The organism is Mesorhizobium sp. M1295 (genome assembly GCF_040318135.1).
In the GTDB taxonomy this organism is placed as follows: domain Bacteria; phylum Pseudomonadota; class Alphaproteobacteria; order Rhizobiales; family Rhizobiaceae; genus Mesorhizobium.
Map to the genome: position 1 here is coordinate 209,119 of NZ_JAMYLU010000005.1, position 25,108 is coordinate 234,226.

The window sequence follows — 25,108 nt, forward strand, 5'->3', positions numbered from 1 at the left end:
GCCAACTCTGGCCGTGCGCGCTTTAGTGCCTCGCCATGGGCAAGGAAATCGAGCGTAAATTCCTGGTCTCAGGTGAGGAATGGCGGGGAATGGTCAAGGCGGACATTCATATCCGTCAATTCTATCTTGTCGCCGAGCCTACCCGCACGGTGCGTGTGCGCATCAGCAATGATGCCGCTGCCAAGCTGACGCTCAAGTTCGGCAGCCAGGCCCGCGAGCGCGATGAATTCGAATATCCGGTGCCTTTGGCGGAGGCGCAAGAGATGCAGGCCTTTGCCATCGGACGTGTCATCGAGAAGACACGCCACCATGTTAGACACCGCGGCTATCTCTACGAAGTCGATGTCTTCGGCGGGACGCTTGCGGGGTTGGTGATCGCCGAGCTCGAGACGCAGGAGGATGTACCGGACGAAATGCTGCCAGATTGGCTCGGCCGCGAAGTCACCGGCGAGCCGAGATTTTACAACGCGTCGCTCGCCCTTGGGGGGATTCCGGAGATCGTCGCATGAGCTTTCGTATCGATCCGCGCATGTCGCTGACCGGCGAGGTCAGGCGCATCCTCGCCGAGGAGATCGGCAGGGCGCTCGTTCATCTGGACGCGGCGCATGACAGGCCCGAACAGGCGCTGCACAAGTGCCGCAAGCGGTTGAAAAACGTCCGCGCTTTACTGCGCCTAGTTCGTTCCGGGGACGAAACATTCTGCGTGACCGAGAATCAGTGCTACCGCCAGGTGGCGGCCCTGCTTGCCGGTCCGCGTGAGGCGACTGCGCTGGTCGAAACAATCGACCGGCTGGCGGCAAGCTTTCCCGAGCAAAGTGCCGGCGGCGGTCTCGGTGCCGTCCGCGACAGGCTCGTCGCGCGCCAGCATGAGCTGCATGTCGGAGCGGGCCTCGACGCTGCGATAGGCGCGGCGGTTGCCGCTTGCGAGGAAGGTGTCGTCCGCATCGACAAGCTCGCTTTGCCCGACCAGCCGGAGCAGGCTGCCGACGTGCTCGCCGAAGGCGCGCGCATCACTTTGCGCCGCGCCAGGAAAGCGCTGGACAAGGCCGCTTCGCGCGGCGCGGCCGATGATTTTCACGATCTGCGCAAGGCGGCCAAGACGCATGGCATGCATCTGTCGCTGCTCGGCAGGCTGTGGCCGACGCCGATCAAGACGCGGCGCAAGGCCGTCGACGAACTGGGCGAGCGGCTCGGCGAACTGCACGATGTGCTCGTCATGCGCGCGCTTCTCGATGCCGAGGACCAGCCGCTTGGCCCCGCTGAGGAGACGCGGTTGCTTGGCAAGCTGCTGAAGCGCTCGGAAAAGGGCCTGAAAAAAACCTGCCTCGCCGAGGCGGCCGAGCTTTTCGGCGACAGTCCGAAACGCTCGATGAGGAAGCTCGCCCGTAAGGTGCGCGAGGGTCTCATAGCGGTACCGCACGAAGACGCCGGCGCGCCTGGCGTGGGCTGATCATGGTCTAATTTGTCGCCCTGTGGTAATCGCCGTCTGGCATGACCGAGCCCGGCGACACGCTTCTGGACCGACTTGGCCGCTGGCTTGCCGGCCGGCTGCAGGAGGAATCGTCCGGCTACGAGCCTTACACGCCGTCGGACGCCGAAACGCTACGCCGCACGCTCGAGCCCGGCGACATCCTGCTCATCGAAGGCAACCAGAAGATCTCGGCGGCGATCAAATACCTCACCCAGTCGACCTGGTCGCATGCCGCCTTTTATGTCGGCGATGCATTGCCGGAGCCCGAGGACGGGTCGGAACGGCGGCGCCTGATCGAGGTCACGCTCGGCGATGGCTGCATCGCCGTGCCGCTGTCGCGCTACCGCAGCTACAACACCCGCATCTGCCGGGCGAGCGGCCTGGCTCCCGACGATCGCGAAGCGGTCGTCGCCTTCATGATCGGCAGCCTGGGTCTCAGATACGATCTCAAGAACATATTCGACATGCTGCGCTACTTCTTGCCGACGCCGCCGGTGCCGGTGCGCTGGCGCCGCCGCATGCTGGCTTTCGGTTCCGGCGACCCGACGCGCGCCATCTGCTCGTCGCTGATCGCCGAGGCTTACGGCCAGATCCGCTACCCGATCCTACCCGAGATTACCCGCGCGCCCGGCCGTGCCTCGGCCCAGTCGAGCTATTCGCGCAAGGAAATCCTGCACATCCGCCATCACTCGCTCTACACGCCGCGCGACTTCGACCTGTCGCCCTATTTCCGCATCGTCAAGCCGACGCTGGAATACGGCTTCGACTACCGGCAGATGGTCTGGGATGACAACGCGGTCGCGGCCGCTCCGGAGACCGCCGGATAGCCGCTCGATCTTGTGGTTTGAGCATGGGGCCCTCCGAGAACCGGTTTTGCGGCCGATACTCTGGGGTAAGAAGCTCAGTCAGACTGGCTGCCCCCGAAGCGGCTTCAGCATCAATACAGGCAGTTCGTGCGAACCAACAGCGTGAAAGGATCGAGCTCAAATTCCTTCAGAAGGTCGCTGCCGAACAAGGCAAGCCACCGCTCTTGCGCCTCAAAGGCCGCCTTCTCGCGTTCTTCCGCGCATGCAAACTTCAGCCCGGCCACGGTTTGGACGTGATGGACCAACTCATGCACAAGTACCGACAGCTCCGCCGGGGTGCCGCCTTCCAGCCCTCCGGCAAGAAGATAGTCCGTGCTTCGTCATCGTAGATAGCAATAACAGTGGGCTGCTTGCCAACATTGTCCGGACTGGCAAAATTGGGGCTGCTGTTCCAGCGATCCGCCGCCACGTCGCGAAACCGCAAACCTGCGCGCAGGTACGAAGCTTACCGCCGGGGGCTCTTCGATCGACGGAAGGCCGAGTTCAGACGAAAGCCATACCGCTATTGCCATTGGCGCGGCCGGCTGCGACCGGTCAGACATCTTCATGGGAGCAAGAGCACCAGGTGCGCCGGGCAATTGGATGCCGGGCCGGGCGGGATCGGGTCCCATAAGCTCCGAGTCGCCCGCGGGCGCGGCAAGCGTCGCTGATGCTACTACACCGGGTGCGCTGAGCAATTCGATATAAGGCAGGACCAACGGCGGCAATCCTGAGCCTGGATCGGCATTGGGTCCCCTAAGCTCCGGCTCGTCCGCGGACGCGGCAAGTGTCGCCGCCAGGATCACGCTTAGGACGCAAGGCAAGCATGCCCTTAAGAGCGCGCTCATGGTCACGACCTCCTTGATCGGCAGCGCCATCAATTGGGAGACACCGCCGTGATGAAGAAACAACGCCACGAAAGAGCGTTCAGGTTTGCATTGCGGTCAACGAATGCGACGGCTTCGCGACGTGCTCCCGTAAGCTGCGAAGCGATGCATAAATTACTGGCCGGTGTCCCGTGCGCACCTCCTGACGCCGGCCCCGGACTGCAAAGCAGCCTGGATAATCACAGGCTCACCCTACGCAAGCCGATGTCCATGCACATCGGCACGGTCACCCAATTTATAGGCGCCGCTTGCCTAGTGTTCGCGGCTTACAAGGCGTCTGTGGAGGACAGCAGCCTAAACCCAAGAATCCGACCTCAGTCGTTCCGTGATTTGACCTAGGCCGGCAGACGTCGTCCGTTTGCGGCGGCCGCAACTCGATTGTCCGTCCGCGCGCCTGCGTCGCGCGGATGTGGCCCGATCGGCATGATCACCGGGAACGGCGTTGCGCCGAACGCAAACGTCCATTTGTAGCCGACCAGCCCGTCTTCGGGCGTCGTGTGCTGGTCGTGATGAGCAAGCAATTTGGCGCGCTCCGCCAATTCCTCCGCCTCGCGCCTGACCATTTCCGCCGTTTCCGGCCGCATCCGCCTGGAGAAGCTGACGAATGTCGCCTCGCGCTCAAGATGGGTGATGGCCCAGCCGATGAAATTCTTGTTGGTCATCTCGAACAGCGGCCGCAATGGCCCGTCGAAATTCCACTGGATCGGCGCCTCGACCAGCAGCCTTGCCGACAGGCCGCCACCAAGCGCGACTAGGCCGAGTTCCTCGAGGTCGCGCAGATAGAGGAACATCGAAGCCTCGCTCAACCCTTGTGAGCGCATGATGCCTTCTGGCGTGAATTTCTCGGAAAGCATGACGAATACGAACAGCAGTGCCGGCCGCCCGGCGAGCCTGCGCTCGATCTCCGGCGCGATCCGGTTGGCAGGTCCCGGTCCCCTGTTCATCGAGCCGAGCACGTTCTCCAACTCCACGCCGGCGGCATCGCAGATCTCGATCAGCCGGTCGAGCTTGCAGTTGCGCTCATGGAAGATGCGCTTCACCGTCGGCTCGGAAACGCCCATCCGCTCGGCAAGGACACGGTAGGTCACGCCCTTGGCCTTAAGCGTCCGCTTCAGCGCTTCGAAGATCGGGCCGTTCATGGGATGCACCTCTTTTACGCGATTTGGTATCAGCCTTCGGTACTAGTCCCGATACATCTTCCCGAAAAGTATCGAAAAGCCTAGCTCTCCCCCATTCCATTACAGGAGACTAGCCATGAAGAGCCTCTTCACCTCGATACTTCTCGCTCTGGTCGGCATCGCCGCCGCGCCGGCAGTTCAGGCGGCCGAACTCTGGCGCGCTACCGGGCTTGAGCAACCGGAATCGGCGCTGTTCGATGCCGCCGGCAAACGCATCATCATCTCCAATATCGTTGGCAATCCCGGCGACGCCGACGGCAATGGATACCTGTCGGTCCTGTCTGTGGACGGCAAGATGGTTACGCAACATTGGACCGACGGCATGGACGCGCCCAAGGGCATGGCGATTGCCGACGGCAAACTCTACGTCGCCGACCTCACCCATGTGCGCGTCGTCGATCTCGCAAGCGGCAAGCTAACATCGACGATCGACTTGCCGAACGCGGTCTTCCTCAACGACGTGACCGCCGACGCGTCCGGCAAGGTCTACGTCACAGATATGCTTGCCGATACGATCTATCGCATCGACGGCGACCGGCCCGAACTGTTCGTCAGGGATGCGGCGCTTGCTTCGCCGAATGGCATCTTCGCCGATGGCGGCCGGCTGATCGTCGCTTCCTGGGGCAAGGGCATCAAGCCCGATTTCAGCACCGCGGAGCCGGGCGGCCTGCTCTCGGTCGACCTCGCCACCAAGGCAATTGCGTCACTGCCCGGCGCAGAAAAGTTCGCTAACCTCGATGGCGTCGTCGCCATCGGCGGCAGCGTTTACGCCACCGCGTATATGACCGGCACGCTCTACAGCTACAAAGCCGGCGGCACGCCGCAAGCGGTTGCGACGTTCAAGCCGGGCAGCGCCGACATCGGCACCGACGGCAAGTCGACAATCTTCGTGCCGCTGATGAACGACGGCGAGATCGCGGCATTAGGCCTCGACTAAGCCAGCCATCGGCTCAGGCGGCGGGCGCGGCTTTCTTCAGCTGCGCCCGCGCATCCGTGATCGAGGCGGCATAAGTCACCAGCGGCCGCTTGACGCCGTGGTTGATCAGCATGCGGCGTATCTGCGGTGAAGCGCCTAATATAATGAAGCGAACGCCGGCGCGGCTGGCCTTGTGGGCCGCGCCCTCGATGACATTGGCCGCCGTCGAATCGAAGAACGGCACCGCCGAACAATCGAGGATGAAGTTCCTGCGCTGGTCGGCGATGCGGTCCAGCACCGTGCCGACGGTCGAGGCGGCGCCGAAGAAGAAGGCGCCCGATATCCGGTAGACGACAGTATCGGCATCGCTCGCCTCGCTGGAATCATAAGCGCTGGCGCGGTCGGCGACGTCTTCCTGCACCAAGGATTGATGGTCCGCCTCCACCGCGATGCTCTTGGCCATGCGGTCGATGAACAGGATTGAGCCCAGCGCAAAACCGACGACGATGCCTTCAGTCAGGTCGCGGAAGATGACGATCAGGAACGTCGCCATCAGTACCAGCGCATCGCCGCGCGAGGCGCGCAGCAAGGTGGCGAAGGCCTGTTTCTCGAACATGTTCCAGCACACCACCGCCAGCACGCCGGCAAGTGCTGCAAGCGGGATATAGCTGGCCAGCGGTGCCGCCACCAGCATCAGGGCAAGCAGGATGGCCGAGTGCATCATGCCTGAGACCGGTCCATGCGCGCCGGCCCGTACATTGGTCGCGGTGCGGGCAATGGTGCCGGTGGTGCAGATACCGCCGAACAAGGCGGAGGCGATATTGGCGAAGCCCTGCGCCACCAACTCGCAATTGGAGCGATGCCGCCTTCCGGTCATGCCGTCAGCGACGACGGCCGACAGCAGCGATTCGATCGCCCCGAGCAGCGCAAAGGCGATGGCGTCCGGCAGCACGTCGATTATCCTGTCGAGGCTGAGCGGCGGGAAGGCCGGCCATTGCAGGCTGCGCGGGATGCCGCCGAAGCGCGTGCCGATCGTTTCGGCCGGCATGGCGAGCAATGCCACGACGAGTGATGCCAGCCCGATGGCAATCAGCATGGCCGGCCACTTCGGCCGAAACCGCTTCAACAGCGCAATGGTGATGATGGTCAGTGCCGCCACCGCGGTTGCGGCGAGGTTGATCGTTCCGGCCGCCTCGCCGATGGCCATCAGCTTGGGCACCAGCGGCCCCGGTTCCTTGCCGGCGAGCTTCAGCCCGAAGAGTTCGACGATCTGGCCGGAGAAGATGATGACGGCGATGCCGGCGGTGAGCCGACGGTCACCGGATACGGGATGAACTTGATGTAGGTGCCAAGCCCGAGATAGCCGATGGCAAGCAGGAACAGGCCGGCCATCATCGTCGCCAGCAGCAAGCCGTCGACGCCAACTCGCGCCACCGTCGCAGCCACCAGCACAATGAAGGCGCCGGCCGGGCCGCCGATCTGGAAACGGCTGCCGCCAAGCGCCGAGACCAGGAAGCCGCCAATGATCGAGGTGTAGAGCCCGCGCTCCGGCGTCACGCCTGAAGCAATGGCAATTGCCATCGACAGCGGCAGCGCCACGATGGCGACAGTCAGCCCGGCGATGGCATCCGCCTTGAAGTGCGCGAGCGTATAGCCCTCGCGCAGCACCGTCACCAGCTTCGGCGTGAACAGTTCGGAAAATGTCGGCCGTGCCGGTTGATGCACTGCCCGCCGGGTCTGATCCATCGAGTGCCTTCCCCATGAAACCAAGGAGGCGGCGGGATCGTCGGCAGGACTGTCGGCGGTCGCCGTCGCGACTTGGAGCGGCGTGCGTCCAAATCGACGCACAGGTACGCTCCAACACTTTTGAACCGCGCATTGGACTATCCGAAAATCGATTTCGATTTTCGGCGATGCGGCAGTACCGTCAGCCTTGCGGGTTCTGCGGCGTGACAGGCTTGAGGCGAACGCCCCTGCCGCCACGCTCGCTCGCCTGGTTGTCGCCGATCAGCTCGACCCCGGCCTCTTCAAGGGCCTGGATGACCTTCATCAGCGTATCGACCACGCCCCGGACCACGCCGTCGCTCGCTTCCATGCGCTGAATGGTTGGAAGCGAAACCCCGGCGCGCTCGGCGAGCGTCTTCTGATCGATGCCGGCCAGCGCCCTCGCGGCACGCATCTGCGCGGCAGTGATCATCGGCCATAACCCCCGTCTGAGTCTGCGATATCACGTGTAATACCTTCATTATGATGGTTCAAGCATCATCTTGCATATGTGAAACATGCAGCACTCTTTGCCAGCCGATGCGCTAGCATGCTACAATTTCGGCATCGTTTGGCGGGACATCCATTGCGATCCCGATTTCACAGGCAACGACTCAAAAAGGATGAGCAGGTGAAGATATTCAATGCGTTGGCGACCTCGACAGCCTTGCTGTCGATGGTTTTCCTGCTGGCAGGCTGCGGTCATGGCCTGATCAACAGGCTGATTTGACCGCAAATCGACTGACATGAGTCAGGTGCCGCCGGCCCGCCCGAGCCATCGCTGCAGGAACCGGGCCGCAAGCCAGCACAGCATCGCCCAGGCAAAGCCGGCGCACCAGCCGGCCAATACGTCGGAGGGCCAGTGGACGCCGAGATAGATGCGGCTGATGCCGACCACCACCGTCGTCAGCACCGCCAGACCGAGCACATAGATCTTCGTTGTCCGCCCGGGCAAAAACCGCGCCGCCATGCTGCCCAGCGTCAAATATGTCACCGCCGACAGCATGGCGTGGCCGCTCGGAAACGAAAGTGATGCCACGTCGGCGAGATGCGAGACCAGATCGGGGCGCGGCCGATCTATATCGAACTTGAGCACGCTTGACAGGACCTGGCCGCCCGCTACCGCGATGAACATGAGAAGCGCCGCGCCTGGCCTGCGGATGAGGAGCAGATAGACGATCATTGCTGCCGTGATCAGCATCAACACGCTGGCGCTGCCGAGGCTGGTGATGTCGCGCATCGCTCCTTCCAGCCACGCCGGTCCGATCGGATTGTCGGGTTGGCCGGCCTTGCGGAAGGCAAGCAGGATTTCGGTATCGAAGGCATGCGGCGTAGTGGCCCGCGCCATCTCCATTAGCTCCTCGAACCCCCACAGCCCGCCGGCAATGATCAGCCCGGCCAGCAGAACCGGAAACTCCAGCCAGTTGCGCAGTCTGCTTGCGGTCTTCTTCATCGGCCCGATCGCAGTTACAGCCTTTGCAGATAGGGTCCGAGCGTGATCAGCGCCACAGCTGCGATGGCAAGCACGATGCCGGTCGCCTGCAAGGCATTGACGCGCTCGCCGAAGAAGACCAGCGCCACCACATTCACCGACACCAGCTGGATCACCGCTGACAGGCTGAACGACACCGACATGCCGAATTCACGGATCAGCCTCAGCATGATCAGATTGCCGAGCGAATAGAGCGCCAACGTCAGCACGATCTTGCCAAAGCTCGGCGCCAGTCCCCATTGCTTCGCCGCCGTCGCCGCAAGCAGGAAGATCACTGTCGAAATGCAGAGCTGCCCAAGTCCCCAGAAACTCACTTTTTGCTCCTCCCGATGCGGTCCTTGCGCGCCTGCCGCAGCTCTTGTTTCCGAAGCGCCGGTCGCGGTCAAGCGGGGCTGATGTTGGGCACGAAATCGCAGATGGCAATTAGCCGGCATGTCATCAAACTGTGACCTGCCGGCGATACCGGATTGGCCAGGCAACACGCTCCAGCAATCTATCCAGCCAGAGGCAGGCCCCTATGACCGAACATCGCACCCCTGACGCCCATTTCCGCACCAGCCTGCTCGAGGAAAACGATGGGCCAGGAGCCAATCCCAGCGACAACCGCACCATGGGTGAGATCATCGCCGCGCGGTTCTCGCGCCGCGGCTTCCTCAAGGGCTCGCTTGCCGTCTCGGCCATAGCCGCTACCGTCAGCCCGCTGGCGCTGATCACCGCCGACAACGCCCGCGCCGCCGAAGGCTCCGCCTTCGCTTTCGACGAGCTCGAGGCCGGCATCGACGACAAGCATCACGTTGCACCCGGTTATGACGCCGACGTGCTGCTGCGCTGGGGCGATCCGCTGTTCGCCGATTCGCCGGAATTCGATCCGACAAAACAGTCGGCGGAAGCCCAGGCCAGACAATTCGGCTACAACAATGACTATGTCGGTTATATCCCGATCGACGGCTCGGCCGAGCACGGCCTGCTGGTGGTCAACCACGAATACACCAATCCGCACCTGATGTTTCCGGGCCTCGTCACCATCGTCGATGGCAAAGCCAAGCAGGCGCCTCTCAGCAAGGAACAAGTCGACGTCGAGATGGCCGCGCATGGCGGCACCATTGTCGAGATCCGCAAGGAAGCCGGCAAATGGCAGGTCGTTCGCGACGGCAAGCTCAACCGCCGCATCACCTCCAACACCGAGATCGCGCTGTCCGGCCCCGTCGCCGGCCACGACCGCGTCAAGACCAGCGCCGACCCGACCGGCACGAAAGTTGTCGGCACCGTCAACAATTGTGCCGGCGGCGTCACGCCGTGGGGCACCTATGTCATGGCCGAGGAGAACATCCACGGCTATTTCTCGGGCGAGCTGCCGCAAGGCCACAAGGAAGCGGCCAATTACAAGCGGCTCGGCATTCCCGAAGGTGCTTATGAATGGGCAGCGCATTACGACCGTTTCGACATCGGCAAAGAGCCGAACGAGCCGAACCGCTTTGGCTGGATCGTCGAGGTCGACGTCCAGGATCCGACTTCGGTGCCGAAGAAGCGCACCGCAATGGGCCGCTTCAAGCATGAGGGCGCCGAATCGATCGTCGCCAAGGATGGCCGTGTCGTCTTCTACCTCGGCGACGACGAGCGCTTCGACTATGTCTATAAGTTCGTCACCACAGGCAAGTTCAATCCGGACGACCGCGCCGCCAATATGGATTTGCTCGACGACGGCACCTTGCATGTCGCCAAGTTTGCCGACGACGGTTCGGTCGAATGGCTGCCGATCGTCTTCGGCCAAGGGCCGCTGACGGCGGAGAACGGCTTTGCCAGCCAGGCCGACGTGCTGATCGAGACGCGCCGCGCCGCCGACCTGCTCGGCGCCACCAAGATGGACCGCCCTGAAGACATCCAGCCCAATGCCGCCAACGGCAAGGTCTATGTCATGCTGACCAACAATTCGAAGCGCAAGGCCGATCAGGTCGACGCCGCCAACCCGCGTGCCGAAAATGCCTTTGGCCACATCATCGAGATCGTCGAGGACGGTGGCGATTTTGCCGCCACCAAGGGCAAGTGGGAGGTGCTCTTGAAATGCGGTGATCCCTCGGTTGCGGCAGTCGGCGCCACCTTCTCGACCGCAACCACGGCCAATGGCTGGTTCGGCATGCCGGACAATTGCGCGGTTGATTCGACCGGCCGCCTCTGGGTCGCCACCGACGGTCAGGGTCCGAAGGCCACTGGCCGCACCGACGGTCTGTGGGCGGTCGATACGGAAGGGCCGGCGCGGGCGACCTCAAAACTGTTCTTCCGCGTGCCGATCGGCGCCGAAATGTGTGGTCCCCTGTTTGCGCCGGACGACCAGACCGCTTTCGTTGCCGTCCAGCATCCAGGCGACGGTGGCGAGGACTGGGAGGCTTTCGGCCGTCCGTCCTACTATGAGGATTTGTCGACCCGCTGGCCCGACTTCAAGCCGGACATGCCGGTGCGGCCGGCGGTCGTTGCCATCACCAGGCAAGGTGGTGGCAAGATCGCGGTCTGACACGCAGCAAGGTCTTGCAGTCTCAAGGAAGGATTTCGGCGATACGAAATCCTTCCTTTCCGATACGGGATGCATCCATGCTACGCATCATGCGCCGACTATCATTCGGTGCGCTGAACCACGGCCACATTCATTGTATTTCGCAACCTGAAGCCAATGGACTCGTACAATCTAATGGCCGTGGCGTTGCTGGCATAGGCGTGGAGATAGGGAACTTCGCCGCGTGCCACTATCCGGTTTGCCACGAATATTGACAACAGCTTGCCCAGGCCACCGCCGCGAAATTCCGGATGTGAGCACACCCCGCTGAGTTCGGTATAGCCAGGTTGCTTCATGCGCTCGCCGGCCATCGCCGCAAGTCTGCCCTCGATTTTCACACCCCAAAAATCGCCCAGGCTCAAGGCTTCGAGCGTGAATGGGCCAGGCTTGGTGACCAACGCCAGAGCCAGCATCTCAGCGGCGTCGTCTCGCGTCAGACGTTGCACGCGCTGGTCGGAGACGATCTGCAACGGCTGCTCGGCAATCATCTGAACCCCGGCTGCGGTCGACGTCGCGGAAAGCCCCGTGGGCAGAGCAATGGCGTCCGCTTGAAGCAGGATCACACTCTCGCCTGGGGAGACAAGCTTTTCAAGCGCCCGCAGGCTTTCCGCGTCGTCCGCGCCAGTGGCGGCGAAAGGAACAATCAACGGCCGATATCGCCTGGCGAGGTTTCCACCTTGCGCGAAGGCCTGATGTCGCGTCTGAAGCGCGCTCCAGATCGGGCGGTCAAGCAGGTGTTTCATTGCACGGCATCTCTCGGTTTTGGTGCACGACGGTCGAGAGGAGCCGCGGCGAGGCCGTCCTCGATGGCGGCCAACTGATCGAGAAGCGGCCCCGAAAGATCCGCGCACAGATCCGCGACGGCGTTCTCGATGCGCGACCAGACCTCGCGCTTTGCGACATCGACCAGCCGCCGGCCGTCCCTGGTGAGGGAGACGATCCTGCGCCGCTGGTCATCGATCGACGGACTGACCTCGAGCAATCCCAACTCGGCGAGAAGCGAGACGCTTCGCGTTACGCCTGGCTGCGCGATGCCAAGGGATTGCGCCAGTTCCCCGACAGGCAGGGGGCCGAGCCTGTCGAGCGCGGCCAGCAGTGGGTACTGGCTCGCCTGAACCGGAACATCCAGCCGGTCGAGAAGGCGCTGCGCCTCCGCTTGCAGTTGCTCGCCTATACGCTTCATCCTGCTGCCCAGGCACAGGAAGCCAAGCGATCGTACGACGTCTTCCATAGGCTAATCCGCCTCGCGATAAATCATAACATGATATATAACCAAACATGAAGGTCAAGGGGCTATCGTCGCAGGGGCTGCACTCAGTGCTGTTTCCGTTGATCGATAAGGCTGCTTTGCCTGGCAAGGCCAATCGATCAGTTGCGCAGCCGGTAGCCGGTTCTGAAGATCCAGGCGACGATCGCTATGCAGACAAGCAGGAAGACCACCGTCATGCCGAGGCTGACGCCGACCGAAACGTCGGATTTGCCGTAGAAGCTCCAGCGGAAGCCGCTAACCAGGTAGACCACCGGGTTGAACAGCGTCACCGTGCGCCAGATGCCGGGCAGCATGTTGATCGAATAGAAGCTGCCGCCGAGGAAGGTCAGCGGTGTGATGATCAGCAGCGGCACCAGCTGCAGCTGCTCGAAGCTTCTTGCCCAGATGCCGATGATGAAGCCGAACAGGCTGAAGGTCACGGCCGTCAGCACCAGGAAAGCGAGCATCCAGAACGGATGCTCGATCGTCAGCGGCACGAACAGCGAGGCCGTCGCCAAAATGATCAGGCCAAGCACGATCGACTTTGTCGCCGCACCTCCGACATAGGCGATGACGATCTCCAGATAGGACACCGGCGCCGACAGCAATTCGTAGATCGAGCCGACGAATTTCGGAAAGTAGATGGCGAAGGAGGCGTTGGAGATCGACTGCGTCAGCAGCGACAGCATGATCAGCCCCGGCACGATGAAGGCGCCGTAGCTGATGCCGTCGATCTCGGTGATGCGCGAGCCGATGGCCGAGCCGAAGACGACGAAATAGAGCGACGTCGAAATGACCGGCGAAACGATGCTCTGCAGCACAGTGCGAAGGGCGCGCGCCATCTCCACCCGATAAATCGCCCATACCGCATGAAGGTTCATGGCCGCGCGCGGGTTCATGCCTGTTTCCTCACCAGATTGACGAAGATCTCCTCGAGCGAGCTGTTTTCCGTATCGATGTCGCGGAACTGGATGCCGGCCGCCTCGAGCTCGCGGATCAGCGAGGCGACGCCCGGCCGTTCGCTCTGGTTGTCATAGGTATAGGTCAGCTGCCCGCCATCGGGCGAAAGCTCCAGCGCGTAGTGCGAAAAAGCATCGGGAACGGTGGCCAACGGGCTGCGCAGTTCCAGCACAAGCCGTTTGCGGCCAAGCTTGCGCATCAGCTCGGCCTTGTCCTCGACCAGCACGATCTCGCCGCGGTTGATGACGCCGACGCGATCGGCCATCGCCTCGGCTTCTTCGATGTAGTGCGTGGTCAGGATGATGGTGACGCCGTCTTCGCGCAGCCGGCGCACCATCGCCCACATGTCCTGGCGCAGCTCGACATCGACGCCGGCGGTCGGTTCGTCGAGGAACAGGATTCGCGGCTCGTGCGACAACGCCTTGGCGATCATCAGCCGGCGTTTCATGCCGCCGGACAGCGTGATCGCTTTGGCGTCCTTCTTGTCCCAGAGCGACAGGTCGCGCAGCACTTTTTCGACGAACGCCTTGTCCGCCGGCTTGCCGAACAGGCCGCGGCTGTAATTGACCGTCGCCCACACGCTCTCGAAGGCATCGATGGTCAGTTCCTGCGGCACCAGCCCGATCAGGCCGCGCGCAGCGCGGTAGTCGCGGTTGATGTCATGGCCGTCGACCGTGACGGTGCCCGACGAGCGGTTGACGATGCCGCAGACGATCGAGATCAGCGTCGTCTTGCCGGCGCCGTTCGGCCCCAGCAGCGCAAATATCTCGCCGCGCACGATATCGAGATTGATCTCCTTCAACGCCTTGAAGCCGGTGGCGTAGGTCTTCGTGACCCCGGAAATCGAGATGATCGGCTGCATGGCTGAAAACGGCTGCTTGAAACAGAGTTGTTGATTTAATCCGCTGAATGTCGGTGCGCAAATCCGGATGTCAATGGCGCTCCTGACAGTTCTGGACATCGAGGTTCGCCGGAATAGGCAACACCCGCCTGGTCGTCCAGCAAAATTCCACGCAAAAGCAGATTAACCGGCACTGCGGCGTTCCGCCTCGCGGCGGGACGCCGCTTTGACCGCCCGGCGCATGAAGCCTATCCTTGTACAAACAAGCAGCAGCTGGAGCCGCCATGGACCCGCTCATCCTGTCGCGCATACAGTTCGGCGCGAACATCTCGTTCCACATCCTGTTCCCGGCGATCACCATCGCGCTCGGCTGGGTGCTGCTGTTCTTCAAGCTCCGCTACAACGCGACAGGCGACTCCGCCTGGATGCGCGCTTATTTCACCTGGGTTAAGGTATTCGCGCTGTCCTTCGCCATGGGCGTGGTTTCCGGCGTCACCATGAGTTTTCAGTTCGGCACCAACTGGCCGGGCTATATGGAGACGGTCGGCAACATCGCCGGCCCGCTGCTGGCTTACGAGATCCTGACGGCCTTTTTCCTCGAGGCGGCGTTCCTCGGCATCATGCTGTTCGGCTTCCGCCGCGTCTCAAACCGCGTCCACACGCTGGCGACGGTGCTGGTAGCCGGCGGCACCACTCTGTCCGCCTTCTGGATCATCGCCCTCAATTCGTGGATGCAGACGCCGGCCGGCTTCGAAATTCGCGATGGTGTTGCGCACGCCACCGACTGGTGGGCCGTTGTCTTCAATCCGTCCATGCCCTACCGGCTCGTTCATATGCTGCTTGCTTCGGGGCTGACCGTCTCGTTCCTGATCGCTGGCCTGTCGGCGCTGCGCTATCTCTACGGCGATCGCTCGGAATCGATGTGGAAGGCGCTGCGCACCGGTGTCTTCGCCGCCGCGATCCTGATCCCGATCCAGATCTTTGCCGGCGACCAGCACGGCCTCAACACGCTTGAACATCAGCCGCAGAAGATCGCCGCCATGGAGGCCAACTGGAACACCGGTCCCAACGTGCCGCTGGTGCTGTTTGCGCTTCCCGACGAAGCGGCCAAGGAGAACAGGTTCGAGCTCACCATTCCCGACGGCGCCAGCCTCATCCTCAGGCACAGCGCCGGCGGCATCGTACCGGGGCTGAACGATTATGCCGGCAACCATCCTCCGGTGTTTCCGGTGTTCTGGGGCTTTCGCATCATGGTCGGCACCGGCCTGTTGATGCTCGCCGTCTCCTGGTCGGCGGCCTTCTTCCTCAAGCGCTGCCACAGCCTGCCTAAGCCGCTGGCGCTGGTCATGGTGCCGATGGCGCTGTCCGGCTGGCTGGCGACGCTGGCCGGCTGGTACACCACCGAGATCGGCCGCCAGCCCTGGCTGGTCACCGGCGTGCTGCGTACCGCCGATGCTGTCGGCCCGGTCGCCGGCAGCCATGTCGCGCTGTCGCTCGCGGTCTATCTCATCCTCTACGTGCTGCTGCTGATCGCCTATCTCGGCGTGTTGGTGCATCTGGCATTGAAGGCGGCGAAGGATGGTGACACCTCGCCGCTGCCGGGCGTCATGAACAGGCCGCTGTCGCAGCCGGTTGCGCAACCGGGAGAAACATCATGAGCTTCGACTGGCCGACCCTGTTGCCTCTGATCTTCGCCGGCCTGATGGGCCTAGCCATCCTGATCTACGTCATCCTCGACGGCTTCGATCTCGGCATCGGCATCCTGTTCGCCGCAGCCGAAGACACCGAACAGGATACGATGATCGCCGCCATCGGCCCGTTCTGGGACGCCAACGAGACCTGGCTGGTGCTGGCGGTCGGCCTGCTGCTGGTCGCCTTCCCATTGGCGCACGGCACCATCCTGACCGCGCTCTACATTCCGGTTTTCGTGCTGCTGGTCGGCTTGATCCTGCGCGGCGTCGCCTTCGATTTCCGCGCCAAAGTGCCGGCCGGCAGGAAGCACCGCTGGAACCGCATCTTCTTCCTCGGTTCGGTCATCGCGTCGCTGGCGCAGGGCTATATGCTCGGCGTCTATGTGCTCGGCCTCGACGTCGGCCCTGGCGGCATGGCTTTCGGGGCGCTGGTGGCGCTCTGCCTTGCCGCCGCCTACGCGGCGATGGGCGCGGCCTGGGTCATCTACAAGACGGAAGGCGACTTGCAGAAGAAAGCGGTGCTGTGGCTGCGCACGGCACTGGTGCTGACCGCGCTCGGCATGGTTGCAGTATCACTGGCCACGCCCTTTGCCAGCGCGCGCATCTTCGACAAATGGTTCGTCTGGCCGGCCATGCTCTATTTGTCGCCGTTGCCGATCCTGTCGGCAGTGCTGTTCCTGTGGCTGTGGCGCCAGACCTTTCATCTGCCGAAGCCCGACGATCGCCACGCGCTGCTCCCGTTCCTGACATTGGCCGCGATCTTCACGCTTGGCTTTGCCGGGCTCGCCTGGTCGTTCTACCCCTTCGTCGTGCCCGACCGGCTGACCATCTGGCAGGCTGCTTCGGCACCCGAAAGCCTGGCCGTCATCCTGGTCGGGACAGTCGTCGTGCTGCCGATCATCATCTTCTATTCGTTCTTTGCCTACCGCGTGTTCGGCGGCAAGGCGACGGATCTGACCTATGACTGACCGGCTTCGCCGGCGCCGGCCGAAACAGAATATTCATCTTCAAGCGGAATAACCTTCTCTGGCCGGCCCAGCAGAATCGCCGGCAGAAGAAGGGCAACAGAATGACCCCCTTTTTTGCGGCGAGACAGGATCGGCTGTTGCTGATGCTGATCCGGACGGTCGCGCTGGTCGGCGCACTCGCGCTTGCAGGCCTGCTGCCGGCCATGCCGCAGGCGCATGCGCAGGACGCGGCCAGCTGGACCGGCGTGTGGGACACGAAATGGCGCGGCGGCGGCGCCCAGATCAAGTTCGAGCAGACCGGCGCCGACGTAAAGGGCGTCTACCCGCTTTACAGCGGCCGTATCGAGGCGAAGGCCGAAGGCGACAAGCTTGTCGGCCACTGGTTCGAAGGCGACCGCCAGGGCGCCTTCACCTTCGTCCAGTCGCCTGACGGCGAAAGCTTCATGGGCCGTTTCGATGCCGCCACCGCCGAATGGTGGACAGGCGTGCGCGTCAGCGCCGTCGAGGACGTCCGTGTCGACCAGTCGAGCCCGATGAGCACCATGCGCTCGTTCCTGCAGACGATGAACGAGAGCGGCGCCGACAACGTGCCGCGCGCGACCGGCGGCGGCATGGGTCTTGCCGGTCTGGCAGCGGGCCTCGTCGACGTCACCGAGGCCGACCGCGGCGGCCTCAACATGCCCGATTACACCAAGCTCCTGTTCACCGTCATCGACAACGCGACGTTCCGCCTGTGGAGCCTGCCGCATGATACGATTGCCGGCGACGAGGTGACGGCGACGCTCCCGCAATATGGCACCAGGGTTTCCTTCGATCTCACCTTTCGCCGCAAGAATGGCGAGTGGTCTATCGTCGGGCCGCCACTTGGCCAGCTTCAGGCCAAGCTCGCCGAATTCCAGGAAGCGCGTGGCGAAGCCGTCGACATGGTGGACGATCCGAGCAGGCTCGCCTCGCCACGCGATACGTTCAAGGTACTGTTGAGCGGCCTCACCGAGGCCGGCGATCCGGCACAGGCGGCGCTCGACCTGCGCAACTACAGTCAGGCGGTGCGCGGCGACGAGGCGTTCCTGCTCGAGCGCTATCTCAAAAAGGTCATCGACCGCATCGGCTATGTCTACTGGCAGGAGATCCCCGACGACCCGAAGAGCAACACCCCCTTCATCTATTTCGAGCATCCCGCCGGCAACATCGTCATCGGCCCGGTCGAGACCGAGAAGGGCAAGATCTGGCAGTTCACGCCCGAGACGCTCGCCCACATCCGCGCGCTCTACGCCGACGTGGAAGACGTGCCGGTGGCGCCGGAGTTCGCTGCCTTCGCCAGCACCGACCCGTTCTTCATCGCCCGTGGCCTCGCCCGCGAGATCAGCCCCGGCCTGCTCACCCGCGCCGGACCGATGGAGCACTGGCAGTGGTGGATGCTCGGCCTTGCCGCAGTGGCCGGCATCGTTTTCGGCTTCATCGCCAATGCGCTGATTTCCTTGATTGTGCGAAGGACGGACAGCTCGGCCTTCTTCCGCATCGTCGAATGGGCGGTGCGTTCGATCGTGCTTGGGTTCTTCCTGCTGTTGACGCTGCGCCCGCTCGGTCTGCCGCAAGTGGTCGCCGCCCCGGTCAAGGCAATCGCCTGGAGCCTGATCGTGATCGGTGCCGTGCCGGTGGTCTGGCACCTGATCGGCAAGGTCGCCGAACACTATCGCGGACTGTGGCAGGTGCCCGGCTATCACGACACGCTAATTTCGCTGTCCACCGGCGTCGCGCGCGTCGCCGTGCTGGTCGTCGCCTTCCTGCTGTTGGCCGAAGTGCTCGCCATCCCTTACGAAGGCGTCATTGCCGGTCTCGGCATCGGTGGTCTGGCGGTGGCGCTGGCGGCGCAGCCGACGCTGCAAAACTTCCTCTCCGGCCTGACGCTCTATGCCGACCGGCCGGTCAGTGTCGGCGACTTCTGCAAGTTCGGCGAGCAGTCCGGCACGATCGAGCATATCGGCATGCGCTCGACGCGCATCCGGTCGCTCGACCGCACCATCATCTCGGTGCCGAACTCGGATTTCGCCGGCATGCAGATCGAGAACTACGCGCATCGCGACCGCACCCGGTTCGCGACGACGCTGCAGCTGCGCTACGAGACGACGCCCGATCAGCTGCGTTACGTCCTGGCCGAGCTGCGCAAGCTGCTGATCGCCCATCCGCGCGTCATCGACGAGCCATGCCGCGTGCGCTTTGCCGGCTTCGGCGCCTATTCGCTCGACATCGACGTGTTCACCTACGTCAAAACCGCCGACGTGGCCGAATTCCAAGCCATCCGCGAGGACATCCTGTTGTCCATGATCAACATCATGGATGATGCCGGCGCGCAGTTCGCCTTCCCTTCGTCACTGGAATACAGAGCCACCGATCTTGCGGTCGACGACGAAAAACGCATCGCCGCGGAGAAAAGGGTCAGCGATTGGCGCGAGGCGGAAAACCTGCCTTTCCCCGAGTTCAGCCAGATCGACAAATTTGCCCTCAACAACACGCTTGCCTACCCGCCTCGGGGCTCGGCGCATTATCGTGAGACAGAGCCCGACCCGGACTCGGCCGAGGCAAAGGCGACACTGGAGAAAGTGCGTTGGAGCCTGCCCTGGAAAAAGGGGAGGTAGTTTCGAGACGTTGGCGGGACAGCACCCCCCTCTGGCCTGCCGGCCATCTCCCCCGCAAGGGGGGAGATTAGCAGTTTCAGCGCTCCGCTCGTCCTGAACGTTGGAGATTTGGCGAAGGTCGAGGTGATAGCCGATCTCCCCCTTGCGGGGGAGATGTCCGGCAGGACAGAGGGGGGTGCGAAGGATCGCCGACGCTTATTCTCCGTCGCGCCCGCCGGCGCAAAAAATCAGCTCTTGTTGGCGGCCAGCACCAGCACCGGCTTTTCGCTGTAGAGATTGGGGAACAGCCGCTTCAGATTCTCGACCTTGGGCAGATCATTGTAGACGATATAGGGATAGGTCGGGTTGAGCGTCAGGAAGTCCTGGTGATAGTCCTCGGCCGGATAGAAGGTCTTGCCGGTCTCCAGCGTCGTCACGATCGGCTTTGCAAACACCTTGGCCCTGTCGAGCTGGGCGATGTAGCTTTCGGCGATCTTTTTCTGCGTGTCGTTTTCGGCAAAAATCGTCGAGCGGTACTGGGTGCCGCTGTCCGGCCCCTGGTAGTTCAGTTGCGTCGGATTGTGCGCGACCGAGAAATACACTTGCAGCAGCTGGCCATAGGTGACTTTGGACGGCTGATAGGTGATCTCGACGGATTCGGCGTGGCCCGTCCGGCTGGTACCGACCATTTCATAGACGGCCGTGTCCTTGTCGCCGCCGGCATAGCCGGAGACCGCGCTGGTTACGCCGTTGACGTGCTGGAACACGCCTTGGACGCCCCAGAAGCAGCCGCCGGCGAAGACCGCCTTTTCGGTCCCGGCGGTGGCCTTCTCGTCCATTGCCGGCGGCGGGATCACCACCGCGTCTTCGGCCGAGACTGCCGGCGTCTGCCAGAACACGGCAGCGGCGGCCGTGAGAATGAGCGCGGCAAGTGCTGTTTTTGCGAAAATCGACGATCGTTTCAGGGCTCCGGTCATGTCTGATCTCCCATGATGCTGGTGTGGATTATACGACGGATAGATCCGCCGGGCTCTCACATTGCTGTGCGCATCGCCTATTTGGCCGGAGCCATGGCATCGCAGGCCTTGGTCGCCTCTGCCTTCTTCATGGCGTCCGTCTCGGCGGCGGCCTTGTCCATGCAGTCGGCCCTCATCGGATCGCCCGCCTTCATCGCAGTTGTGGCCATTGCATCAGGCGCCATGGCGCCGGCCGGCTTCATGGCATCGGTTGCCGGCTTCATGGCGTTTGTCGCCATGGCGTTCGCCGGCTTCATCGCATCTTCGGCCCGCGCCGCGCCTCCGGCGAACAGCGCCGTCGAGCAAAGTGCGAGGGCGAGTGCCGCCAGGGTCAGGTGATTGGTCATGGTGGTCTCCTTGGGTTATGGCAGGGTTGATCGCATGCGGCGGCGCCGCTGCGGCATTGCGCAAATTTCGGAACGGGTTCTAATTCGCAGCGGCACCGAGGATCGGCCCGCCGCCCGGCACCTGGACCAGCACCGCGGTGCTGAGGCCGCCCGTCGTCGCCGGCAGCGGCAGCGCGGTGGCGTCGCCGGTCCAACTGCCCAGCCTGGTCAGCGAATGCACGACATTGGCGTGCGGCAGCGTGCGGCCGGTGTTTTCGCCGCGCGCCACCGGCACCTCGATGACGCCCTTGCCGTAACGCACCAGCCAGACATCGGCCTTGCCGCCGGGCACCGGACCGGCGCCGATGCTGACCTTTCCACCGGCGAGCGACAGCGAAGGTCCATCGGCGTGGCCGCCGCTCGAAATCAGCTGCTCGATCTCGCCCGGCCTGGCGCCGACCGCATCGGCCTTGCCGTTGACCACCACTTGCGGCGTGAACGGGCCGGAACGGCCGAGCGCCGGTTCATAGCGGACCTGGCGCTGCGTGAATTCTTCTTTGCCGAATGTGTCCTTCCAACCGAGATAATCCCAGTAGGTGACGTTGAAGGACAGCGCCAGCACGCCGGGCCGGTCCTTGACCTTGATCAGATTGGCGTTGGCCGGCGGGCAGGACGAGCAGCCCTGGCTGGTGAACAGCTCGACGACGGTCAGCGTCTGGCCGGCAGCCGCGCTGGTTGCCGAAAACCCGATTGCCGAAAACAGTGCCAGGGAAAGCCCGACAAGGGCCGTGCTGCGTTTCGATCCGGTCATCGCTGTCCTCATGTGCGGTTCCATGTCCAAACTTCGCCGCCGACGCACGGTTCGTTACAGCATCACCGCTTCGTGATTGAGGAGAAGTCCAAGTTTTTTCGTCTTAGGGATTGGCGAGAGCCGAGGCGACATCCGATCTCCCCCTTGTGGGGGAGATGTCAAGTGGTGGCAAAGAGGGCAGGACAGAGGGGGGCGCCATAGAGCATCAGCTTAGGTGCAACTCTTGGACGCCGAGCGACGCCAACTCGATGCTAGGATGGGCCAAGCGGATTGGAGATTGCCAGATTTGCAAATTACGAGAGCCGCGGGACAGCGCCCCCCTCTGGCCTGCCGGCCATCTCCCCCACACGGGGGGAGATCGGCACGCGGCCCGGCTATTGTGTAAGCACAGTTTCCGAAGGCCGCTTGTTGAAGGCGCACTTGCCGGTCACCGTGTAGAAGAAGTCGGCATTCGAAATGGCTGCCGGTACGGGATTGCCGCCATCTTCCCAAGCCTGTTTGCTGCTCTGGCCGCATGGCACAAGCGTGAAGATATCGACGGTTTCTCCGTTCGCAATTTCGACGCCGTCGGCGTAAAGCCGGTTCGATGTCGCCGGATCGTTCGATTTGAGCACGGATGGATTGCCGGACGGCACATCCATCCGCAGGTACAGCTGGTCCATCTGGCTGACGTCGATCACCGCACCGGCACTCGTCGCGGGATACATCGTGCTGACGCAGGTGGTTGCGTATTTCCTGCCGTATGAGTCGGTCTGAGTGATCGTGGTTCTGGGTAAGCCGTAGAAGCTGAGCACTGTGGTGGTCGCGCATACTTGCTGCTGGACGAGCGTGGTCGTCGTTCCGTTGACCGTATACACGCTGGCCGTGCCGTAGCCCTTAGGATCGCCATAACCGTTGTATGTGTAGTCGATCTTCATCAGCTTGTTGGCAGTCGTCTCAGCGAATTTGGTGCCATAGAGCGTCATCGTCTTGTTCCAATAGCCCGAGATATTGTCGACCTTGAACGTGGCCTCCACCAATGCCGGCCGCTTTGTTACGGCCGACGCGACGCCGACCTGCACCGTGTTGATCTTGGCGATCTGCATGAAACTCGTCGGCATGGCGAAGCCAGCCGAAGCCTTGATGCTGGCAGTGCCGTCGGTGGCGACGACGAAGCTGTCGAGCTTGGCCGTGCCTTGCCCGCCATTGGCCAGGTATGACTCCTGCAGCTTCACCTGGCGGTCCGCCAACGTCGTGGTCGTCTCCAGCGTCGTGATCGACAGCGACGCGGCATCGAGCGCGTTCTGCATCGAGGCCCTGGTTGAAACCGCCGAGGTATAGTCGATGGAAAAACCCAATGCGGCAACCATCGGCATAAGCAAGATGGCGAGCATTGGCGCGAACGAGCCGCTCACCGAGTTGAGAAATTTGCGTGCGGACAGCGGCATTCCGATCCCCCGAAACGGCGATAGACCGGTGGGCTATCACGCCGGGCGCAAACTATGCTCTAATCTCATGGATCAAAGTTTAACGACTTTGGCCCCCGCCGCCGCTCCCGCGCCCCGCCGCTTGCCCATGCAGCGTGCCCCTGCTAAAGCGCGCCGCATGACCACGCCGATCAAAAACATCCGCAATTTCTCCATCGTTGCCCATATCGACCACGGCAAATCCACGCTTGCCGACCGGCTGATCCAGTCGACCGGCGGGCTGGAGCTGCGCGACATGAAGGAGCAGGTGCTGGACTCGATGGACATCGAGCGCGAGCGCGGCATCACCATCAAGGCGCAGACGGTGCGGCTGAAATACCGCGCCAACAATGGCGAGGATTATATCCTCAACCTGATCGACACGCCCGGTCATGTCGACTTCGCTTATGAAGTGTCGCGCTCGCTTGCCGCCTGCGAGGGCTCGCTGCTGGTCGTCGATGCCTCGCAAGGGGTCGAGGCGCAGACGCTGGCCAATGTCTACCAGGCCATCGACAACAACCACGAGATCGTCGTGGTGCTGAACAAGGTCGACCTGCCCGCCGCCGAGCCCGAGCGCATCCGCGAGCAGGTCGAGGAGGTGATCGGTATCGACGCCTCCAACGCCGTGCTGATCTCGGCCAAGACCGGGCTAGGCATTCCCGATGTGCTCGAGGCGATCGTCAACGATCTGCCGCCGCCGCGCGAGGGCGACATCACGGCTCCATTGAAGGCGATGCTGGTCGACTCCTGGTACGACGCCTATCTCGGCGTCATCGTGCTGGTCCGCATCATCGACGGCGTGCTGAAGAAGGGCCAGACCATCCGCATGATGGGCACCGGCGCCAGATACCTGGTCGAGCGCACCGGCGTCTTCACGCCCGCCCGCATCAATGTCGACGAGCTCGGCCCCGGCGAGTTCGGTTTCTTCACCGGCTCGATCAAGGAGGTTGCCGATACCCGCGTCGGCGACACCATCACCGAAGACAAGCGCCCGACGGCACAAGCCCTGCCCGGCTTCAAGCCGGCGCAGCCGGTGGTGTTCTGCGGCCTGTTCCCCGTCGACGCCGCCGATTTCGAAGACCTGCGCGCCGCCGTCGGCAAACTGCGCCTCAACGACGCGTCCTTCTCCTTTGAAATGGAAACCAGCGCCGCGCTCGGCTTCGGGTATCGCTGCGGCTTCCTCGGCCTCTTGCATCTCGAAATCATCCAGGAGCGGCTGGAGCGCGAGTTCAACCTCGACCTCATCGCCACCGCGCCCAGCGTCGTCTACCGCCTGCTGTTGAACGACGGCACGGTCAAGGAACTCCACAACCCGGCCGACATGCCCGACGTGGTCAAGATCTCCGCCATCGAGGAGCCATGGATCCGCGCCACCATCCTCACCCCCGACGACTATCTCGGCGGCATCCTGAAGCTATGCCAGGACCGGCGCGGCATCCAGGCCGACCTGTCCTATGTCGGCAAGCGCGCCATGCTGATATACGATTTGCCGCTCAACGAGGTGGTCTTCGACTTCTACGATCGTCTGAAGTCGATCTCCAAGGGCTACGCCTCCTTCGACTATCATTTGACCGACTACAAGGAAGGCGACCTGGTGAAAATGTCGATCCTGGTCAATGAGGAGCCGGTCGACGCGCTGTCGATGCTGGTCCACCGCACGGCGGCGGAAAAGCGCGGCCGCCAGATGTGCGAGAAGCTGAAGGAGCTGATCCCGCACCATCTGTTCAAAATCCCGATCCAGGCGGCGATCGGCGGCAAGGTCATCGCCCGCGAAACGATCTCGGCGCTGCGCAAGGACGTCACCGCCAAATGCTACGGCGGCGACGTCTCGCGCAAGCGCAAGCTGCTCGACAAGCAGAAAGAGGGCAAGAAGCGGATGCGCCAGTTCGGCAAGGTGGATATCCCGCAGGAGGCGTTTATCCAGGCGCTGAAGATGGGCGATTGAACGGGGTTACGCCCATTTCCCCCGTGGCCGGGCTGTTCCCAATTTCGAGCTGACCGAACCGCCTCCCGATGCGATTAAATATGCGCCGGCCAATGCCCTTCGCTTTAGGCAGCGGGCCGCCATTGGAGAAGGTCCCGTCT

Annotated in this window: 22 protein-coding genes and 1 pseudogene; 9 read left to right on the plus strand and 14 right to left on the minus strand. The window is 63.0% G+C overall.

Annotation, left to right across the window (positions count from 1 at the left end; translation table 11 throughout):
- The first annotated feature begins 35 nt into the window (after positions 1 to 35).
- The 3 genes from NKH29_RS10375 to NKH29_RS10385 are packed head-to-tail and all read left to right on the plus strand — an operon-like array spanning position 36 to position 2,298.
- Complete coding sequence (locus NKH29_RS10375; RefSeq protein WP_023718867.1) at positions 36 to 509, plus strand: CYTH domain-containing protein; 474 nt, start codon at positions 36 to 38, stop codon at positions 507 to 509.
- Positions 506 to 1,450, plus strand: a complete 945-nt coding sequence (locus NKH29_RS10380; RefSeq protein WP_352999521.1) for a CHAD domain-containing protein — start codon at positions 506 to 508, stop codon at positions 1,448 to 1,450. Before NKH29_RS10375 ends, NKH29_RS10380 begins: the two co-directional genes overlap by 4 nt.
- Positions 1,451 to 1,491: 41 nt before the next feature.
- Entirely contained in the window at positions 1,492 to 2,298 is an 807-nt protein-coding gene (locus NKH29_RS10385) for a C40 family peptidase (RefSeq protein ID WP_352999522.1), read from the plus strand.
- 110 nt (positions 2,299 to 2,408) lie between these two features.
- Here the strand turns inward: NKH29_RS10385 and NKH29_RS10390 are convergent, their stop codons facing one another.
- Together NKH29_RS10390 and NKH29_RS10395 are read right to left on the minus strand one after the other, a co-directional pair.
- Entirely contained in the window at positions 2,409 to 2,627 is a 219-nt protein-coding gene (locus tag NKH29_RS10390) for a DUF6647 family protein (RefSeq protein WP_352999550.1), read from the minus strand.
- A 911-nt stretch (positions 2,628 to 3,538) separates the two neighbouring features.
- Positions 3,539 to 4,342: a helix-turn-helix domain-containing protein gene (locus NKH29_RS10395; RefSeq protein ID WP_023718872.1), complete on the minus strand. Its 804-nt coding sequence runs from the start codon at positions 4,340 to 4,342 to the stop codon at positions 3,539 to 3,541.
- Between the two features lie 115 nt (positions 4,343 to 4,457).
- Between NKH29_RS10395 and NKH29_RS10400 the strand changes: the two genes are divergently transcribed.
- Entirely contained in the window at positions 4,458 to 5,318 is an 861-nt protein-coding gene (locus NKH29_RS10400) for an SMP-30/gluconolactonase/LRE family protein (protein WP_023718873.1), read from the plus strand.
- 13 nt (positions 5,319 to 5,331) lie between these two features.
- Here the strand turns inward: NKH29_RS10400 and NKH29_RS10405 are convergent.
- From NKH29_RS10405 to NKH29_RS10420, 4 genes and pseudogenes are all read right to left on the minus strand, one after another.
- A pseudogene (locus NKH29_RS10405) lies at positions 5,332 to 7,043 on the minus strand (SulP family inorganic anion transporter).
- Positions 7,044 to 7,224: 181 nt separating this feature from the next.
- A complete protein-coding gene (locus NKH29_RS10410) occupies positions 7,225 to 7,494 on the minus strand; it encodes a helix-turn-helix domain-containing protein (protein WP_023718875.1) in 270 nt (89 codons plus the stop codon).
- Between the two features lie 318 nt (positions 7,495 to 7,812).
- Positions 7,813 to 8,514, minus strand: a complete 702-nt coding sequence (locus tag NKH29_RS10415; protein WP_352481383.1) for a phosphatase PAP2 family protein — start codon at positions 8,512 to 8,514, stop codon at positions 7,813 to 7,815.
- A 14-nt stretch (positions 8,515 to 8,528) separates the two neighbouring features.
- The gene (locus NKH29_RS10420; RefSeq protein WP_023718878.1) at positions 8,529 to 8,867 is read right to left on the minus strand and encodes a hypothetical protein; all 339 of its coding nucleotides are present in this window, start codon (positions 8,865 to 8,867) and stop codon (positions 8,529 to 8,531) included.
- Positions 8,868 to 9,070: 203 nt separating this feature from the next.
- Between NKH29_RS10420 and NKH29_RS10425 the strand changes: the two genes are divergently transcribed.
- Positions 9,071 to 11,062, plus strand: a complete 1,992-nt coding sequence (locus tag NKH29_RS10425) for a PhoX family protein (RefSeq protein ID WP_352481384.1) — start codon at positions 9,071 to 9,073, stop codon at positions 11,060 to 11,062.
- A 101-nt stretch (positions 11,063 to 11,163) separates the two neighbouring features.
- Here the strand turns inward: NKH29_RS10425 and NKH29_RS10430 are convergent, their stop codons facing one another.
- From NKH29_RS10430 to NKH29_RS10445, 4 genes are all read right to left on the minus strand, one after another.
- Positions 11,164 to 11,844, minus strand: coding sequence for a GNAT family N-acetyltransferase (locus tag NKH29_RS10430; RefSeq protein WP_352592336.1), 681 nt, complete (start codon positions 11,842 to 11,844; stop codon positions 11,164 to 11,166).
- Positions 11,841 to 12,332, minus strand: coding sequence for a MarR family winged helix-turn-helix transcriptional regulator (locus tag NKH29_RS10435; RefSeq protein WP_352815867.1), 492 nt, complete (start codon positions 12,330 to 12,332; stop codon positions 11,841 to 11,843). The genes NKH29_RS10430 and NKH29_RS10435 overlap by 4 nt, the downstream gene beginning before the upstream one ends.
- Before the next feature lie 137 nt (positions 12,333 to 12,469).
- Entirely contained in the window at positions 12,470 to 13,231 is a 762-nt protein-coding gene (locus tag NKH29_RS10440; protein ID WP_023718882.1) for an ABC transporter permease, read from the minus strand.
- A 14-nt stretch (positions 13,232 to 13,245) separates the two neighbouring features.
- Positions 13,246 to 14,172 (minus strand): ABC transporter ATP-binding protein, encoded by a 927-nt coding sequence (locus tag NKH29_RS10445; RefSeq protein ID WP_023718883.1) that lies wholly within the window; start codon positions 14,170 to 14,172, stop codon positions 13,246 to 13,248.
- Between the two features lie 263 nt (positions 14,173 to 14,435).
- Here NKH29_RS10445 and NKH29_RS10450 point away from each other — a divergent pair, with 263 nt between their 5' ends.
- From NKH29_RS10450 to NKH29_RS10460, 3 genes are all read left to right on the plus strand, one after another.
- Complete coding sequence (locus NKH29_RS10450) at positions 14,436 to 15,809, plus strand: cytochrome ubiquinol oxidase subunit I (RefSeq protein WP_352895372.1); 1,374 nt, start codon at positions 14,436 to 14,438, stop codon at positions 15,807 to 15,809.
- Positions 15,806 to 16,810: a cytochrome d ubiquinol oxidase subunit II gene (locus NKH29_RS10455; RefSeq protein ID WP_352481386.1), complete on the plus strand. Its 1,005-nt coding sequence runs from the start codon at positions 15,806 to 15,808 to the stop codon at positions 16,808 to 16,810. Before NKH29_RS10450 ends, NKH29_RS10455 begins: the two co-directional genes overlap by 4 nt.
- Positions 16,811 to 16,911: 101 nt before the next feature.
- On the plus strand, positions 16,912 to 19,446 hold the full coding sequence (locus NKH29_RS10460; RefSeq protein WP_352999524.1) for a mechanosensitive ion channel family protein: 2,535 nt from the start codon (positions 16,912 to 16,914) through the stop codon (positions 19,444 to 19,446).
- Between the two features lie 227 nt (positions 19,447 to 19,673).
- Here the strand turns inward: NKH29_RS10460 and msrA are convergent, their stop codons facing one another.
- From msrA to NKH29_RS10480, 4 genes are all read right to left on the minus strand, one after another.
- Positions 19,674 to 20,402, minus strand: coding sequence for a peptide-methionine (S)-S-oxide reductase MsrA (gene msrA, locus NKH29_RS10465; RefSeq protein ID WP_352481388.1), 729 nt, complete (start codon positions 20,400 to 20,402; stop codon positions 19,674 to 19,676).
- A gap of 77 nt (positions 20,403 to 20,479) precedes the next feature.
- Positions 20,480 to 20,788, minus strand: coding sequence for a hypothetical protein (locus NKH29_RS10470; RefSeq protein ID WP_352640359.1), 309 nt, complete (start codon positions 20,786 to 20,788; stop codon positions 20,480 to 20,482).
- Positions 20,789 to 20,867: 79 nt separating this feature from the next.
- Entirely contained in the window at positions 20,868 to 21,578 is a 711-nt protein-coding gene (locus NKH29_RS10475; protein ID WP_352999525.1) for a DUF1223 domain-containing protein, read from the minus strand.
- Between the two features lie 374 nt (positions 21,579 to 21,952).
- Complete coding sequence (locus tag NKH29_RS10480; RefSeq protein WP_352999526.1) at positions 21,953 to 23,005, minus strand: TadE/TadG family type IV pilus assembly protein; 1,053 nt, start codon at positions 23,003 to 23,005, stop codon at positions 21,953 to 21,955.
- A 157-nt stretch (positions 23,006 to 23,162) separates the two neighbouring features.
- On the opposite strand from NKH29_RS10480, the gene lepA reads away from it, so the two are divergent.
- Positions 23,163 to 24,968 (plus strand): translation elongation factor 4, encoded by a 1,806-nt coding sequence (lepA, locus tag NKH29_RS10485; protein ID WP_352640357.1) that lies wholly within the window; start codon positions 23,163 to 23,165, stop codon positions 24,966 to 24,968.
- Positions 24,969 to 25,108: the final 140 nt, after the last annotated feature.

Excerpts from the sequence above, each read along its gene's own strand:
- NKH29_RS10460 (WP_352999524.1), top strand. The coding sequence starts at position 16,912 with ATGACCCCCTTTTTTGCGGCGAGACAGGATCGGCTGTTGCTGATGCTG.
- msrA (WP_352481388.1), bottom strand. The coding sequence starts at position 20,402 with ATGACCGGAGCCCTGAAACGATCGTCGATTTTCGCAAAAACAGCACTT.
- NKH29_RS10480 (WP_352999526.1), bottom strand. The coding sequence starts at position 23,005 with ATGCCGCTGTCCGCACGCAAATTTCTCAACTCGGTGAGCGGCTCGTTC.
- NKH29_RS10435 (WP_352815867.1), bottom strand. The coding sequence starts at position 12,332 with ATGGAAGACGTCGTACGATCGCTTGGCTTCCTGTGCCTGGGCAGCAGG.
- NKH29_RS10470 (WP_352640359.1), bottom strand. The coding sequence starts at position 20,788 with ATGACCAATCACCTGACCCTGGCGGCACTCGCCCTCGCACTTTGCTCG.
- NKH29_RS10455 (WP_352481386.1), top strand. The coding sequence starts at position 15,806 with ATGAGCTTCGACTGGCCGACCCTGTTGCCTCTGATCTTCGCCGGCCTG.
- NKH29_RS10395 (WP_023718872.1), bottom strand. The coding sequence starts at position 4,342 with ATGAACGGCCCGATCTTCGAAGCGCTGAAGCGGACGCTTAAGGCCAAG.
- NKH29_RS10375 (WP_023718867.1), top strand. The coding sequence starts at position 36 with ATGGGCAAGGAAATCGAGCGTAAATTCCTGGTCTCAGGTGAGGAATGG.
- NKH29_RS10445 (WP_023718883.1), bottom strand. The coding sequence starts at position 14,172 with ATGCAGCCGATCATCTCGATTTCCGGGGTCACGAAGACCTACGCCACC.
- NKH29_RS10385 (WP_352999522.1), top strand. The coding sequence starts at position 1,492 with ATGACCGAGCCCGGCGACACGCTTCTGGACCGACTTGGCCGCTGGCTT.
- NKH29_RS10440 (WP_023718882.1), bottom strand. The coding sequence starts at position 13,231 with ATGAACCTTCATGCGGTATGGGCGATTTATCGGGTGGAGATGGCGCGC.
- NKH29_RS10400 (WP_023718873.1), top strand. The coding sequence starts at position 4,458 with ATGAAGAGCCTCTTCACCTCGATACTTCTCGCTCTGGTCGGCATCGCC.
- NKH29_RS10425 (WP_352481384.1), top strand. The coding sequence starts at position 9,071 with ATGACCGAACATCGCACCCCTGACGCCCATTTCCGCACCAGCCTGCTC.
- lepA (WP_352640357.1), top strand. The coding sequence starts at position 23,163 with ATGACCACGCCGATCAAAAACATCCGCAATTTCTCCATCGTTGCCCAT.
- NKH29_RS10430 (WP_352592336.1), bottom strand. The coding sequence starts at position 11,844 with ATGAAACACCTGCTTGACCGCCCGATCTGGAGCGCGCTTCAGACGCGA.
- NKH29_RS10415 (WP_352481383.1), bottom strand. The coding sequence starts at position 8,514 with ATGAAGAAGACCGCAAGCAGACTGCGCAACTGGCTGGAGTTTCCGGTT.
- NKH29_RS10475 (WP_352999525.1), bottom strand. The coding sequence starts at position 21,578 with ATGACCGGATCGAAACGCAGCACGGCCCTTGTCGGGCTTTCCCTGGCA.
- NKH29_RS10380 (WP_352999521.1), top strand. The coding sequence starts at position 506 with ATGAGCTTTCGTATCGATCCGCGCATGTCGCTGACCGGCGAGGTCAGG.
- NKH29_RS10410 (WP_023718875.1), bottom strand. The coding sequence starts at position 7,494 with ATGATCACTGCCGCGCAGATGCGTGCCGCGAGGGCGCTGGCCGGCATC.
- NKH29_RS10450 (WP_352895372.1), top strand. The coding sequence starts at position 14,436 with ATGGACCCGCTCATCCTGTCGCGCATACAGTTCGGCGCGAACATCTCG.